We start from the raw sequence: 13737 nt of genomic DNA, 5'->3' as shown, positions 1-13737 counted from the left end.
CATGCCCCTGCCCCGGCTTCTCCCCTCTGCAGCCGCGACGGCAGCCTTGCTGGCCACCGCGTTCGCCGCCCCCGCGGGCGCCCAGAGCCTGCTCACCCTCTACGAATCGGCACGCGGCTACGACGCCACCTACCAGGGCGCGCGCGCGCAGTACGACGCGAGCCTGGCACGGGCAGCCCAGGCCAAGGCAGGCGTGTTGCCGCAGGTGGGGTTGCAAGGCAACGTGGCGCGCACCAACCTCGACATCGACGTGATCTCGGGTGCGCCGCAAGGCTCGGCGCCGCGCGACTACACCACGCAAACGGTGGGCGTGAACGCCACGCAGCCGCTGTACCGGCCGGCCGCCTGGGCCGCCTACGAACAGGGCAAGCGCCAGGCCGAGATCGCCGAAACCGTGCTCACGACCGCCGAGCAGGACCTGATCGTGCGTGTGAGCCACGCCTACTTCGACGTGCTCGCCGCGCAGGACACGCTCCGGCTGGTGCGCGCGCAGAAGGCCGCCGTGGACGAACAGCTCGCCTTCGCCAAGCGCAACTTCGAGGTCGGCACATCGACCATCACCGATTCGCGCGAGGCGCAGGCGCGCTACGACCTGGTCGTGGCGCAGGAGATCGCCGCCGAGAACGACCTGCAGGTCAAGCGCCTCGCGCTCGACCAGGTGGTGGGCCGCACCGGCAGCGCGCCGCTGCCGCTGGCCACCGCCGCCACGCTGCCCGCCCCGTCGCCCACCGACATGAACGCCTGGGTGGCACAGGCCGAAGCCGTGCATCCGGCGATCCGCCAGGCCCGCCTGGGCCTCGACGTGGCGGGGCTCGAAGTGCAGAAGGCCGAGGCCGGCCACAAGCCGACGATCGATGCTCAGGTGGGCTACAACCTCACGCGTTATCCGCAGGGCAACGCCACGACGACCGTCGGCACCTACGCCCGCGGCCCGAGCATCGGCGTGGTGTTCAACATGCCGCTGTTCGCCGGCTTCGCCACCGAGAACCGCATCCGCGAGACGCTCTCGCTCGAAGAGCAGTCGCGCGCCACGCTCGAATCGACGCGCCGCAACGTGACGCAGGCCACGCGCGCGGCCTACCTCGGGCTGATCTCGGGGGCGGGCCAGGTGAAGGCGCTGGAAGCGGCCGAGGCGTCGAGCCAGAGCGCGCTCGAGGCCAACCAGCTTGGCTACCAGGTGGGCGTGCGCATCAACATCGACGTGCTCAACGCGCAGAGCCAGCTGTTCCAGACCCGGCGCGACCTGGCGCTGGCGCGCTACAACGTGCTGCTGGGGAACCTGAAGCTGCGCCAGGCCAACGGCACGCTGGTGCCGACCGACCTGCAGCCGGTCAACGCCGCGTTGAGCACCACGCCCCCACCGCTGCGCTGATCAGTCGAGGGTCGGCTCGGCGCGCTCTTCGGGCGCAACGGCGGGCGATGCCGCGGCACGCACGGGCATCGGCGAAGCACCTTCCGCGATGGCCAGCACCGCCGCCGCCGTGCGTTCGGCCGCCCCGCGGTTCGACGCCGCGAAGCCGTGCGCCGACTGCACCATCGCCTCGCGCCGCACCGCATCGCCGACCAGCGACAGCGCGGCGCGTACCGCCTGCTCCATGGTCTGCACACGCAGCGCAGCACCGGCCGCGACCGCGAGGTCCGCGACCTCGGCGAAATTGAAGGTCGAGGGACCGAGCACGACCGGGCAACCGCAGGCCGCGGCCTCGATCAGGTTCTGGCCACCCAGCGCCTCGAAGCTGCCGCCCAGCAGGGCCGCATCGGCCAGCCCGTAATACAGCGCCATCTCGCCGAGCGAGTCGCCCAGCCAGATCTCAGCCGCGGTCGGTGCACCGGCCGCGCTGCGGCGGGCCACGCCGAAGCCGTTGGATTCGATCAGCGCGGCCACTTCGTCGAAGCGCTGCGGGTGGCGCGGCACGACCATCCACTGCACCGCCGCGACCTGGCGCGCGATCGAATCGACACCGGGCTGCTCGGGCGGCAGCGGGCTGGTGGCGCCGAAGCGCTTGAGCACGTCGAGCAGCATCTGCTCTTCGCCCTCGCGCGAACTCGCCAGCACGACCAGCGGGCGCGGCAACTGACCCTTGAACTTGGCGGCCACCGCGAGCTGTCGCGCGTCGGGCGTGGCGTCGAACTTGAGGTTGCCGTAGACGCCGGCCACCTTGCCGCCCAGCGATACCAGCCGGTGCGAGTCGGCCTCGGTCTGCGCCCACACGGCGGTGAGCCCCGAATACGCGGGCCGCGCGAGCCAGCTGAGCCGCTCGGCCGAGGCCAGCGATTTCTCGTTGAGCCGCGCATTGGCCAGCACCAGCGGGATGCGGCGCTCGCGGCAGGCGGCGACCATCTCGGGCCAGACCTCGGTTTCCATCAGCACGCCGATGCGCGGCGCGAAGCGGTCGAGAAAGCGGGCCACGGCCGAGGGCGTGTCCCAGGGCTGCCAGACCTGCAGGTCGCCCGGCTCGAGCAGCTTGGCGCCCTCTTCCCGGCCGGTGGCCGTGCCATGGGTCAGCAGGATCGGGATGCCCGGATGCTGGCGCCGCAGCTCGGCAATCAGGATGCCGGCCGCGCGCGATTCGCCCAGCGACACCGCATGCACCCAGCACCAGCCGACACCGACCGCCGCCTCGTCGTAGCGGCCGAAGCGCTCTTCGACGGCGACCGCATAGCCGGGCTCGGCCTCGGCGCGCCGCTTGAGCTTGCGCCGCACCAGCGGCTGGGCGAGAAACGTGAACGCGCCGTACAGGCGCAACGACAAGGAACGCACGCTCGACCGGGTCAGTGCGACGCTTCGGCGAGCTGCGCGTCGGGCTTGACGGTCTTCAGCAAGGCCAGCATGGCGTCCTGGATGCGGTGCAGCGCAGCCTCGGTCTGGCCTTCAAAGCGCATCACCAGCACCGGCGTGGTGTTCGACGCGCGGATCAGGCCGAAGCCGTCGGGCCAGTCCACCCGCACGCCGTCGATGGTGGAGATCTTCGCGGGCGCGTCGAACCTGGCCGTCTTGATGAGCTGGTCGACCAGCACATGCGGCTCGCCCTCGGCGCACTTCACGTTGAGTTCGGGCGTGGAGAAGCTGGTGGGCAGCCCGTCGAGCACGGCGCTGGCGTTGGGGCTCTTGCTCAAGATCTCGAGCAGGCGGCAGCCGGCGTAAGTGCCGTCGTCGAAACCGAACCAGCGTTCCTTGAAGAAGATGTGGCCGCTCATCTCGCCACCCAGCGGCGAGTCGATTTCCTTCATCTTCGCCTTGATGAGCGAGTGGCCGGTCTTGTAGATCATCGGCACGCCACCGGCGGCTTCGATGGCCGGGCCGAGGCGCTGCGAGCACTTCACGTCGTAGACGATGGTGCCGCCCGGCACGCGCGAGAGCACGTCCTGCGCGAACAGCATCATCTGGCGGTCCGGGTAGATGTTGTTGCCTTCCTTGGTCACGATGCCCAGGCGGTCCCCGTCGCCGTCGAAGGCCAAGCCCAGTTCGGCGTCACCGGCCGCCAGTGCGGCGATCAGGTCCTTCAGGTTCTCGGGCTTGCTCGGGTCGGGATGGTGATTGGGGAAGTTGCCGTCGACCTCACTGAACAGCTCGGTCACCTCGCAGCCGATGGCACGCAGGATGGCCGGAGCGGTGGCGCCGGCGATGCCGTTGCCTGAATCGACCACGATCTTCATCGGGCGCGCGAGCTTGATGTCGCCGACGATGCGCTGCGTGTAAGCCTCGGTCACGTCGACCTGGCGCACGCTGCCACCGGAGGCGAGCGTGGCGCTGTCGGCTTCCATCACGCGGCGCAGGCCTTGAATCTCGTCGCCGTAGATCGCACGGCCGGCCAGCACCATCTTGAAGCCGTTGTAGTCCTTGGGGTTGTGGCTGCCCGTGACCTGGATGCCGCTGGTGGCGAGCGTGTTGGCCGCGAAATACAGCATGGGCGTGGTGACCGCGCCGACATCGATGACTTCGACGCCCGTGGCCACCAGGCCGCGGACGAGCGCCTCGACCAGCGAGGGGCCCGACAGGCGCCCGTCGCGGCCCACGGCCACGGATTTTTCACCGGCTGCGCGCGCCGCGCTGCCGAAGGCCTTGCCGAGCGCTTCGGCCACGGCCGCGTCAAGCGTGCTGGGCACGATGCCCCGGATGTCGTAGGCCTTGAAGATCGATGCGCTGAGTTGCATGGCTGTGCCCTGAAAGTTCTCAAAAACGGTGAGCCATTGTAGGCATGGCCTCCGGCGCCCAGATGTCCGGAAATGGCTAATTGGGAGCCCCCCGAAACGTATGATCGATCGCATGGATTCGCCCGATCGCCCGCTCGACATCGGCCCCGCCGCGACGGGGCTGGAGGGCGATGCCTGCTATCTCGCGATGAAGACGCACGACGCCCGCTTCGACGGCCGCTTCTTCACCGCCGTGACCTCCACCGGCATCTACTGCCGCCCGGTCTGCCGCGTGAAGCTGCCGCGGCGCGAGAACTGCCGCTTCTTCCGCCATGCCGCGCAAGCCGAGGCCGCAGGCTTCCGGCCCTGCCTGCGCTGCCGGCCGGAGCTGGCACCGCGCGCGGCGAGCTGGTCGACGGAAGACGCGTCGCGCATCCTTGCGCTTCAAGCAGCGCGATTGATCGACGAGCCGGACGCGTGGAACGACGAGGGCCCCGGCGCCGCGCAGATCGCCGCCCGGCTGGGCGTGAGCGACCGCCACCTGCGCCGCATCTTCGAGGCGCAATTCGGCGTCTCGCCCCTGCAATACCTGCAGACGCGGCGGCTGCTCGCGGCCAAGCAACTCATCGCCGACACCACGCTGCCGATGGCGCAGGTCGCGCTGGCCAGCGGCTTCGCGAGCGTGCGCCGCTTCAACGCGGCTTTCGTCGCGCACTACGGGCTGAACCCCAGCGCGCTGCGGCGGGCGGGTGGCGCGGATGAAGAACGCGGTGGCCGCGCGATCGAGGTGCGCCTGGGCTTCCGCCCCCCTTATGACGTGGAGGCGGTGCTGGCCTTCTTCGCACGCCGCACGCTGCAGGGCATCGAGGCTTTCGATGCCAGTGGGCAGCGCTTCGCGCGCACGCTCCGCGTGCAGCACGCGGGCAGCACGCACGCCGGCTGGCTGCAGATGCGCTTCGACCTGGCGCGCGAGCGGCTGCACCTGTCGGTGAGCGATTCGCTCGCCCCCGTGTTGCCGGTCGTCATCAGCCGGGTGCGCGCGATGCTCGACCTCGACGCCGAGCCGATGGCGATCAACGCGCTGCTGCACGACGCCTTCCCCCAGGGCGACGGCCTGCGCGTGCCGGGCACGGTCGACGGCTTCGAGCTGGCGGTGCGCGCGGTGCTGGGGCAGCAGATCACCGTGGCCGCGGCGCGCACGATGGGCTCGCGCCTGGTGGCCGCTTTCGGCGAGGCGATCGACACGCCGGTCGATGGCCTCGATCGCCTGTTTCCGACACCGGCCGCCATCGCGGCAGCGAGCGGCGACGCCCTCGGCCAGCTGGGCATCGTGCGGCAACGTCAGGCCGCGTTGCACGCGCTGGCCCACGAGGTCGCCTCGGGCCGGCTGGCGCTGCACGCGGGCGCCGACGTGCCGTCGACACTCGCGTCCCTGCAAGCCTTGCCCGGCATCGGCGACTGGACGGCGCAGTACATCGCGATGCGCGCCATGCGCTGGCCCGACGCCTTTCCCTCGGGCGATATCGCCTTGCAGAAGGCGCTGGGCGTGGGTTCGGCCCGCGCCGCCGCCGAGGCCTCGCAGGCGTGGCGCCCCTGGCGCAGTTACGCGGTGCTGCGGGCCTGGCACTCGCCGCCCGTGGCGGCACCGACCCTCGACACCGAGATTCCGGAGACCAGGAACACCCCATGAAATTCAAGACCTCCGTGCTCCGCACGCTGCGCGGCGATAGCCCCCTCGGCGGCGTCACGCTCGCGGCCACCGACGAGGGCCTCGCCGGCCTGTGGTTCGATCTGCAACGCCACCTGCCCGACATGCGCGGCTGGCAGGCCGACGACACGCACCCGGTGCTGATCGCCGCCGCAGCACAACTGAAGGACTACTTCGCTGGCAGGCGCGACCACTTCGAGCTGCCGCTCGATCTTTCGCACGGCACCGCGTTCCAGCAGGCCGTGTGGCAGGCGCTGCTCGCGATTCCTGCTGGCGCGACCACCAGCTACGGTGCGCTGAGCCAGCGCGTGGGCAAGCCCGCGGCGGTGCGCGCCGTCGGCGCCGCGGTCGGGCGCAACCCGATCAGTGTCATCGTGCCCTGCCACCGCGTGCTCGGTGCCGACGGCTCGCTCACCGGCTACGCGGGCGGCATCGACCGCAAGACCGCGCTGCTCACGCTGGAAGGCGCTTTGTGAGCAGCGTGAACCATCCGCCGGGCGCGGCAAGCGCCGCGGCCGGCCGGCCGAAACCCTGGCTGCTGGACCTGGTCCTGCTCGGCGCGCTGTGGGGAGGGTCCTTCCTTTTCATGCGCATCGCCGCGCCGGAGTTCGGCGCGCTGCCCGCAGCCGCCCTGCGCGTGGGCATCGCCGCGGCCTTCCTGCTGCCGCTGATGCTGCTGCGCGGGCACGGCGCGGCCCTGGCGCAGCACTGGAAGCCGACGCTGCTCATCGGCGTGCTGAACTCGGGCCTGCCCTTCGCCTTCTTCTGCTTCGCGCTGCTCACCATCAACACCGGCCTGGCGGCCGTGATCAACGCCACCGTGCCGATGTTCGGCGCGCTGATCGCCTGGGCGTGGTTTCGCGAACGGCCCAGCGGCTCGCGCATGGCCGGCCTGGTGATCGGCTTTGCCGGCGTCGCGATGCTGGCGAGCCGAAGCACCGGCCTGCACACCGGCACCGCCGGCGACCACGCCGCGCTGTGGGCGGTGCTTGCCTGCCTGGCAGCGTGCCTGTGCTACGGCGTGTCTGCCAGCGCGACGCGACGCCACCTCGGCGGTGTGCCGCCGCTGGCCACCGCCACCGGCAGCCAGCTCGGGGCCACGCTCTTTCTCGCGTTGCCCGCGCTGTGGTTCTGGCCGGCGCAGATGCCGAGCCTGCGCGCGTGGCTGGCGATGCTGGTGCTGGGCGTGGCCTGCACCGGCCTGGCCTACATCCTGTTCTTCCGGCTGATTGCACGCGCCGGCCCGGCGCGTGCGCTGACCGTGACCTTCCTGGTGCCGGTCTTCGCGGTGTTCTACGGCACCGTGTTCCTCGGCGAACAGGTGACCGGGTGGATGCTGGGCTGCGCGGCAGTGATCGTCTGCGGCGTCGCCTTGTCGACGGGCCTCGTGACCTTGGGCGCGCGAAAGAACGCCCGCGCCTGACGGGTCACATGACGCCGGCCACCACGTTGATCGACAGCGCCAGCACGAGCATGTTGAAGGCGAAGGCCAGCACGCCGTGCACGAGCGTGATGCGCCGCATGTCGCGCGAGGTGACCTGCACGTCGGACACCTGCGAGGTCATGCCGATCACGAAGGAGAAATAGAGAAAGTCGAAGTAGTCGGGGTCGAGCGCGCCGGGGAAGTCGAGGCCCGGCCCGGCCACCGTCTTCTGCATCTCGGTCTGGTAGTAGCGGTGCGCGTAGTGAAAGGCGTAGATCGTGTGGATCAGCAGCCACGAGGTCGCGAGCGCCAGCACCCCGAGCGCGATGTGGCCGGCGCGCTCGGCGCCCGCCAGGCCCTTGACCTGCTGGAGCAGCATCGTGATCGCCGCCACGCAGGCGCCGACCGCCGTGAGCATCACGACCAGGATCAGCACGTTCGGCTGATCGAGCGACTGCGAACGCGCCCGGGTGCGCTGGGCGTCGAAGGTCTGGGCCAGCCACCACGCCAGCGCGAGGTACACGGCCGTGCCGAAGCTCCAGGCGGCCAGGCCGCGCGCGATGCCGCCGAGCGGCCACGGCATGAACCAGAAGGCTACGCCGGCGATGGCGCCGTAGCCGAGCCGCTGCAGGCCGGCGGCTTCCGTCAGGTATTTGTGCATGGGCCGACTGTAGATCCGCCCTCAACCCGCGCCGCCGGCCAGGCGCCCGAGCGTGGCGACGGCCGCTTCGGTGCGTGCGTCCCAGGCGTGGCCGTAGTTCAGGCGCAGGCAGTTGGCGAAGGCCTGGCTCGCCGAGAAGATCGGGCCCGGCGCCACGCTGATGCCGTGGGCGAGCGCCGTGCGGTGCAAGGCGAGCGCATCGACATGCCCGGGCAGCTCGACCCAGAGGAAATACCCGCCTTCCGGCCGCGTGGCGCGCGTGCCCGCCGGGAAATGCCGCGCCACCGCCTGCACCATCTGCGCCTGCTGCGCCGCCAGCGTGAGCCGCAGCCGGCGCAGGTGCTTGTCGAAGCCGCCGCGCTCGAGGTAGTGCGCCAGGGCCGCCTGCACCGGGGCCGAGGCGCCGAGCGTGCTGGTCAGCTTCGATCGCGCCACGGCCTTGGCGTAGCGGCCCGACACCGCCCAGCCGATGCGGTAGCCCGGGGCCAGGCATTTCGTAAAGGATGAGCAGTGCATCACGAGCCCTTGCGTGTCGAAGGCCTTGGCCGGCAATGGCCGCTTGTCGCCGAAGTACAGCTCGGCATAGACGTCGTCTTCGATCAGTGGAATGCCGTGCTGCGCCAGCAGGGCGACCAGCGCCTGCTTCTTCGGCGCCGGCATCAGGCTGCCGAGCGGGTTCTGAAAAGTGGTCATGAGCCAACAGGCGGCCGGCGCATGCTGCTCGATCGCGTGCGCCAGCGCCGCCAGGTCGACGCCCTCGCGCGGATGCGTCGGCACCTCGATGGCCTGCAGGCCCAGGCGCTCCAGAGCCTGCAGCGCCCCGTAGAACGTCGGTGATTCGACGATGACCGAGTCGCCCGGCCGGGTGACCGCGCCCAGGCAGAGGTTGAGCGCCTCCAGCGCGCCGTCGGTGATGACGATGTCGTCGGTGTGCACCTGCAGGCCGTCGGCCAGGTAGCGCTGCGCGATCTGCCGGCGCAGCTCCGCATTGCCGGGCGTCAGGTCGGCGACCGTGCTCCAGGGGTCGAGCGACTTCGCACTCGTCGCCAGCGACTGACCCAGCCGCGCCAGCGGAAACAGCAGCGGGCTGGGAAAGGCCGAACCGAGCGGCACCACCTCGCGCGTCTTGCTGGCGTCGAGGATCTCGAACACACGGTCGCTCACGTCAACGGCGATCGACGCATCGGCGGGCTGCGAACTCAGGTCGGGCTCTGGCGGCAGACGGATCGCGTCGTCGCCGCGATCGGCCACGTAGTAGCCCGAGCGCTCGCGGGCACGGATCAGGCCGCGCGCCTCGAGCAGGTAGTAGGCCTGGAAGACCGTCGACGCGCTGACGCCGCGGCTGGCGCTGGTGTGGCGCACCGACGGCACGCGGTCGCCGGGGCGCAGCACGCCGGTTCGGATGGACTCCTCGACATCGGCCGCCAGGGCCTCGTAACGCTTCATCGGTTTCGATCTTTCCGCGGCCCTGCGGGGCCTGCCCGCCGCATTGTCTCCGCGCGACCCAACTGCTCGGGTCGAACGCGACGCAACTGATGCTGTACCCCGGGAAGGCGCGAAGCGGACAATGGCCTCCCGACCGCCGCACACGAACGGCGGCAGATGTCCCCACCGAGCTTGTCCGTCTTGAGCCCTCTGCGCCGCCTCCTGCCCTCCGCCCTCATCGGCCGCCGCCTGCTGTGCGGCGTGTGGATGCTGGCGTTCTGCGCGCTGTCGTCGCTCGCGAGCGCAGCAGAGGTCGCGCCCGCCGCTGCACCGGGCGGCATTGCGCCACGCGTGGCCGCCTGCATCGCCTGCCATGGCCGCGAGGGCGCGAGCGGCAGCGCCGCCTTCTTCCCGCGTCTGGCGGGCAAGCCGGCGGGCTACCTCTACAACCAGCTCCTGAGCTTCCGCGACGGCCGGCGCTTCAACGCTGACATGGTCCATCTGGTGCAGCACCTGTCGGACGACTACCTGCGCGAGATGGCCACCTACTTCGCGGCGCTCGACCTGCCCTACCCACCGGTGTCGTCCATCAGCGATGCATCGGCCGAGACGCTGGCGCGCGGCAAGGCGCTGGCGCTGCAGGGCGACGCCGCACGCGGCATTCCGGCCTGTACCCAATGCCACGGCGCGGCGCTCACCGGCGTGCTGCCTGGCATTCCACCGCTGGTCGGGCTGCCGCGGCTGTACCTGTCGTCGCAACTGGGCGCCTGGCTGACCGACGACCGCCACGCGCTGGCGCCCGACTGCATGGCGGACGTGGGCCGCCGGCTCACGACCGACGACGTGAACGCCGTCGCGAGCTGGCTGGCCGTGCAGCCGGTGCCCGACCGCGCCAAGCCCGTTGCCGCACTGCCTGGCCCGCTGCCGATGCCCTGCAGCGCGATGCCGACGACGGCCGTGAAGTGAGCATGACGATGCGTCGACGCCTTGGCTTCATCTTCATCGGCCTGATCGCCACGCTGCTGCTCGGCGCCGCCACGGTGGTCGCCCTCAACCTGCGCGATGAAGCCCCGCTGCCGCCGGATACGGAGGCGCCTTTTGCCGCCACGCCGATGCAGATCGAACGTGGCCGCTACCTCGCGCTGGCCGGCAACTGCGCAGGTTGCCACACCGTGCGCGGCGGCGCAGCGTATGCCGGCGGCCTGGGCATCGGCACGCCCTTCGGCACCGTCTACGCGGGCAACCTCACGCCGGACCGCACCCACGGCATCGGCAGCTGGAGCGCCGCGCACTTCTGGCGTGCAATGCACAACGGCCGTTCGAAGGACGGCCGCCTGCTCTACCCAGCCTTCCCCTACCCCAGCTTCACGCGCATCACGCGCGAGGATTCCGACGCGCTTTACGCCTACCTGCGCAGCGTGCCGGCCGCGGCGACGCCGAACACGCCGCATCGCCTGCGCTTCCCGTACGACACGCAAGCCGCACTGGCCGTGTGGCGCGCCCTCTCGTTCGCGCCCACCACCTTCGTCGCCAACGACGCGCAGTCGAGCGAGTGGAACCGCGGCGCGTACCTGGTCGAAGGCCTCGGCCACTGCATCGCCTGCCACGGCGCGCGCAACGTGCTGGGCGCCACGCTGGACCAGCGCGGCCTCTCGGGCGGGCTGATCGCCAGCGAGAACTGGTACGCCCCTTCGCTCACGTCGAAGCGCGAAGCCTCGATGGCCGACTGGGAGACACGCCACATCGTCGCGCTGCTGAAAGACGGCACGGCCCCCGGCGCGTCGGTGTCGGGCCCGATGGCCGACGTGGTGTTCCGCAGCACGCAGCACCTGAGCGAAGCTGACCTGACAGCGATGGCCGTGTACCTGAAGAAGCTGCCCGATCGGACACCGGCCCCGACGGAGACGCCGCCGCAGCGCCGCGATGCCGGTAGCTTGGACCGCGGCGCCCGCATCTACGACCAGCGATGCGCCTACTGCCATGGCGACGCGGGCCAGGGCGTGCCCGGCGTCCACCCACCGCTCGCGGGCAACCGTGCGGTGAACCTGGAAACGCCGGTCAACCTCATCCAGATGGTGCGCCACGGCGGTTACCTGCCCGCGACCGCCGGCAACCCGCGCCCCTTCGGCATGCCGCCCTTCGGCCATGTGCTCGACGACAACGAGATCGCCGACGTGCTGACCTACGTGCGCAGCGCCTGGGGCAACGACGCGCCCGCGGTGACGGCGCGCGACACGATGCGGCGGTGAAGGCGGCCTCGGCGCTCGGCTGTCCGATGCCCGTGGGCAAGCTCCCTAGAATTGCAGGCGCTCCCCACAGTCTGGATTCCCCATGAAGACCGATCGCCCATGACCCCGCGTGTGAATTTGATCTACGCCCGCGCCGCCAACGGCGTGATCGGCAAGAACGACGCCTTGCCCTGGCACCTGCCGGAAGACATGGCGCACTTCAAGCGCATGACGGCGGGCTGCCCGGTCGTCATGGGCCGCAAGACCTGGGATTCGCTGCCACCGAAATTTCGGCCGCTGCCGGGCCGGCGCAACATCGTGGTGACGCGCCAGACCAGCTGGCAGGCCGAAGGCGGCGAGCGCGCCGCCGGGCTGGCCGAGGCGATGGCCCTGTGCGCCGATACCGCCGAGGTCTGGGTCATCGGGGGTGCACAGATCTATGCCGAAGCGGCGCCGCTCGCGCACCGTGCCGTCGTCACCGAGATCGGCCGCGACTTCGAGGGCGATGCCTACGCACCGTCGCTGGACGCCGGCTGGGCAGAGACGGCGCGCACAACGCACGTCGCCGCCGACGGCCTGCCCTTCGACTTCGTCACCTATGTCCGACGGGAGGCCCCATGACCATCCGCGAACTTTTCGGCATCGACCTGCCGATCATCCAGGCGCCGATGGCCGGCGTGCAAGGCAGCGCGATGGCTGTCGCGGTGTCGAACGCGGGCGGCCTGGGCTCGTTGCCGTGCGCCATGCTCACGCCAGATGCGCTGCGCAGCGAGTTGCAGGCCATCACCGCGCAGACCACGCGCCCGTACAACGTCAATTTCTTCTGCCACACGCCGCCCGCGCCGGACGCGGCGCGCGAGGCCGCATGGCGCGCTGTGCTGGCGCCGTACTACGCCGAGTTCGGCATCGACCCGACCGGCGTCGCAGCGGGTGCAGGACGCGCCCCCTTCAGCGCCGAGGCGGCCGATCTGCTCGAAGCCTTCAGACCGCCGGTGGTGAGCTTCCATTTCGGCCTGCCCTCCCCCGCGCTGCTGGCGCGCGTGAAGGGCTGGGGTGCCAAGGTGCTGGCGTCGGCCACCACGGTCGAAGAGGCTCGCTGGCTCGAAGCGCATGGCGCCGATGCGGTCATCGCCCAGGGGCTCGAAGCCGGTGGCCACCGCGGCATCTTCCTGAGCGACGACCTCACGACGCAGGTCGGCACCATGGCCCTCCTGCCGCAGCTCGTGCGTGCGGTGCGGCTGCCGGTGATCGCCGCGGGCGGCATTGCCGACGCGCAGGGCGTCGCCGCCGCCATGGGGCTCGGCGCGGCCGGCGTGCAGGTCGGCACCAGCTACCTGTTGTGCCCGGAGGCGACCACCACGCCGCTCCATCGCGCCGCGCTGAGCAGCCCGCGTGCCGAGCACACGGTGCTCACCAACCTGATCACCGGTCGCCCTGCACGCGGCATGCGCACCCGCCTGCTCGACGAGCTCGGTCCGCTGAGCGACGCACCGCCCGCCTTTCCGCTGGCAACCGCTGCACTGGCGCCGCTGAAGGCGGCTGCGGAGACGCTGGGGCGCGACGATTTCTCCACACTGTGGTCGGGCCAGAATGCCACCGGCTGCCGCGCCATCCCGGCAGCGCAGCTCACGCGCGACCTCGCCGCCTCGACAGCCCGGCGCTGAGCTGCGGGCATCGCCGCGGCAATTCGCCTACGCGCAAGGCGTTCCGTCGCCGACACGCATCGAAGCCCGGTCTGCGCACACTAGATCACGGGTGGCGCAGGGCCACCTCGAAATCCATAAAGGTGCTGCCATGGCGAACGAATACGTAAAGACCCCTTCCGACATCGCCGCGGAGGCGCGTCAGCGCGGTCAAGAAGCGGCGCAAGCCATGCACTGGCAGGCCGCCGAGGCCCTCGACACGGCCAAAGGCGTCGCCGCGGACGCCAGGGACATCGCCCACGACGCGTCCGCGACGGGCAAGGTCTACGCGCGCGACGCGGTCGATGCGGCCGGCCGCAAGCTCGGTGTGTGGCAAGACAAGGTGACCGCCGCCCAGGAGTGCTGCACGCGCTACATCGCGCAGGAGCCGGTCAAGTCCACGTTGATCGCGGTTGCCACCGGGGCACTGCTCACGGGCCTGCTGATGTCGGCGGTGCGCGGGCGCAGGAGCTGAT

The 13737-nt window shown here is 71.0% G+C and carries 13 protein-coding genes; 9 read left to right on the top strand and 4 right to left on the bottom strand.

The genetic code is table 11. The features are described from left to right. Nucleotide 1: 1 nt before the first annotated feature. The gene (locus ACSFA0_RS07565; protein WP_435449588.1) at nt 2-1372 is read left to right on the top strand and encodes a TolC family outer membrane protein; all 1371 of its coding nucleotides are present in this window, start codon (nt 2-4) and stop codon (nt 1370-1372) included. On the opposite strand, the gene ACSFA0_RS07560 is transcribed toward ACSFA0_RS07565, so the two are convergent. After that, nucleotides 1373-2761, bottom strand: a complete 1389-nt coding sequence (locus tag ACSFA0_RS07560; protein ID WP_435449587.1) for a 3-deoxy-D-manno-octulosonic acid transferase — start codon at nt 2759-2761, stop codon at nt 1373-1375. Nucleotides 2762-2772: 11 nt separating this feature from the next. After that, nucleotides 2773-4155: a phosphomannomutase/phosphoglucomutase gene (locus ACSFA0_RS07555; RefSeq protein WP_435449586.1), complete on the bottom strand. Its 1383-nt coding sequence runs from the start codon at nt 4153-4155 to the stop codon at nt 2773-2775. 112 nt (nt 4156-4267) lie between these two features. Between ACSFA0_RS07555 and ACSFA0_RS07550 the strand changes: the two genes are divergently transcribed. From ACSFA0_RS07550 to ACSFA0_RS07540, 3 genes are read left to right on the top strand one after another with little or no spacing between them, the layout of a single operon-like run. Then, nucleotides 4268-5824, top strand: coding sequence for an AlkA N-terminal domain-containing protein (locus tag ACSFA0_RS07550; RefSeq protein ID WP_435449585.1), 1557 nt, complete (start codon nt 4268-4270; stop codon nt 5822-5824). Then, a complete protein-coding gene (locus tag ACSFA0_RS07545; protein WP_435449584.1) occupies nt 5821-6318 on the top strand; it encodes a methylated-DNA--[protein]-cysteine S-methyltransferase in 498 nt (165 codons plus the stop codon). The genes ACSFA0_RS07550 and ACSFA0_RS07545 overlap by 4 nt, the downstream gene beginning before the upstream one ends. 5 nt (nt 6319-6323) lie before the next feature. After that, nucleotides 6324-7265, top strand: coding sequence for a DMT family transporter (locus ACSFA0_RS07540; protein WP_435450921.1), 942 nt, complete (start codon nt 6324-6326; stop codon nt 7263-7265). A gap of 4 nt (nt 7266-7269) precedes the next feature. Here ACSFA0_RS07540 and ACSFA0_RS07535 read toward each other — a convergent pair whose 3' ends face one another. Together ACSFA0_RS07535 and ACSFA0_RS07530 are read right to left on the bottom strand one after the other, a co-directional pair. Then, nucleotides 7270-7926 carry a DUF1345 domain-containing protein gene (locus ACSFA0_RS07535; protein ID WP_435449583.1) on the bottom strand — a complete coding sequence of 219 codons (657 nt, stop codon included), beginning with the start codon at nt 7924-7926 and terminating at the stop codon, nt 7270-7272. Nucleotides 7927-7947: 21 nt separating this feature from the next. Further along, the gene (locus ACSFA0_RS07530) at nt 7948-9372 is read right to left on the bottom strand and encodes an aminotransferase-like domain-containing protein (protein ID WP_435449582.1); all 1425 of its coding nucleotides are present in this window, start codon (nt 9370-9372) and stop codon (nt 7948-7950) included. 246 nt (nt 9373-9618) lie between these two features. On the opposite strand from ACSFA0_RS07530, the gene ACSFA0_RS07525 reads away from it, so the two are divergent. The 5 genes from ACSFA0_RS07525 (at nt 9619) to ACSFA0_RS07505 (ending at nt 13736) form a co-directional block, all read left to right on the top strand. After that, entirely contained in the window at nt 9619-10317 is a 699-nt protein-coding gene (locus ACSFA0_RS07525) for a c-type cytochrome (protein ID WP_435450920.1), read from the top strand. An 8-nt stretch (nt 10318-10325) separates the two neighbouring features. Further along, nucleotides 10326-11600 carry a c-type cytochrome gene (locus ACSFA0_RS07520; protein WP_435449581.1) on the top strand — a complete coding sequence of 425 codons (1275 nt, stop codon included), beginning with the start codon at nt 10326-10328 and terminating at the stop codon, nt 11598-11600. Nucleotides 11601-11699: 99 nt separating this feature from the next. After that, nucleotides 11700-12200, top strand: a complete 501-nt coding sequence (locus tag ACSFA0_RS07515; protein WP_435449580.1) for a dihydrofolate reductase — start codon at nt 11700-11702, stop codon at nt 12198-12200. Continuing rightward, complete coding sequence (locus tag ACSFA0_RS07510) at nt 12197-13243, top strand: NAD(P)H-dependent flavin oxidoreductase (protein WP_435449579.1); 1047 nt, start codon at nt 12197-12199, stop codon at nt 13241-13243. Before ACSFA0_RS07515 ends, ACSFA0_RS07510 begins: the two co-directional genes overlap by 4 nt. A gap of 130 nt (nt 13244-13373) precedes the next feature. Continuing rightward, nucleotides 13374-13736, top strand: a complete 363-nt coding sequence (locus tag ACSFA0_RS07505) for a hypothetical protein (RefSeq protein ID WP_435449578.1) — start codon at nt 13374-13376, stop codon at nt 13734-13736. The last annotated feature ends 1 nt before the right edge of the window (nt 13737 follow it).

Origin of the sequence: Variovorax restrictus, assembly GCF_051216715.1 — a bacterium.
Classification (GTDB): Bacteria; Pseudomonadota; Gammaproteobacteria; order Burkholderiales; family Burkholderiaceae_C; genus Variovorax.
The sequence above is the reverse complement of the archived record's forward strand: the minus strand, read 5'-3'. Positions and strand labels throughout refer to the sequence as shown.

What these genes read in the sequence shown, in the direction of transcription:
- ACSFA0_RS07565 (WP_435449588.1), top strand. Translation starts at nt 2, where the DNA reads ATGCCCCTGCCCCGGCTTCTCCCCTCTGCAGCCGCGACGGCAGCCTTG.
- ACSFA0_RS07555 (WP_435449586.1), bottom strand. Translation starts at nt 4,155, where the DNA reads ATGCAACTCAGCGCATCGATCTTCAAGGCCTACGACATCCGGGGCATC.
- ACSFA0_RS07550 (WP_435449585.1), top strand. Translation starts at nt 4,268, where the DNA reads ATGGATTCGCCCGATCGCCCGCTCGACATCGGCCCCGCCGCGACGGGG.
- ACSFA0_RS07545 (WP_435449584.1), top strand. Translation starts at nt 5,821, where the DNA reads ATGAAATTCAAGACCTCCGTGCTCCGCACGCTGCGCGGCGATAGCCCC.
- ACSFA0_RS07535 (WP_435449583.1), bottom strand. Translation starts at nt 7,926, where the DNA reads ATGCACAAATACCTGACGGAAGCCGCCGGCCTGCAGCGGCTCGGCTAC.
- ACSFA0_RS07530 (WP_435449582.1), bottom strand. Translation starts at nt 9,372, where the DNA reads ATGAAGCGTTACGAGGCCCTGGCGGCCGATGTCGAGGAGTCCATCCGA.
- ACSFA0_RS07525 (WP_435450920.1), top strand. Translation starts at nt 9,619, where the DNA reads ATGCTGGCGTTCTGCGCGCTGTCGTCGCTCGCGAGCGCAGCAGAGGTC.
- ACSFA0_RS07520 (WP_435449581.1), top strand. Translation starts at nt 10,326, where the DNA reads ATGCGTCGACGCCTTGGCTTCATCTTCATCGGCCTGATCGCCACGCTG.
- ACSFA0_RS07515 (WP_435449580.1), top strand. Translation starts at nt 11,700, where the DNA reads ATGACCCCGCGTGTGAATTTGATCTACGCCCGCGCCGCCAACGGCGTG.
- ACSFA0_RS07510 (WP_435449579.1), top strand. Translation starts at nt 12,197, where the DNA reads ATGACCATCCGCGAACTTTTCGGCATCGACCTGCCGATCATCCAGGCG.
- ACSFA0_RS07505 (WP_435449578.1), top strand. Translation starts at nt 13,374, where the DNA reads ATGGCGAACGAATACGTAAAGACCCCTTCCGACATCGCCGCGGAGGCG.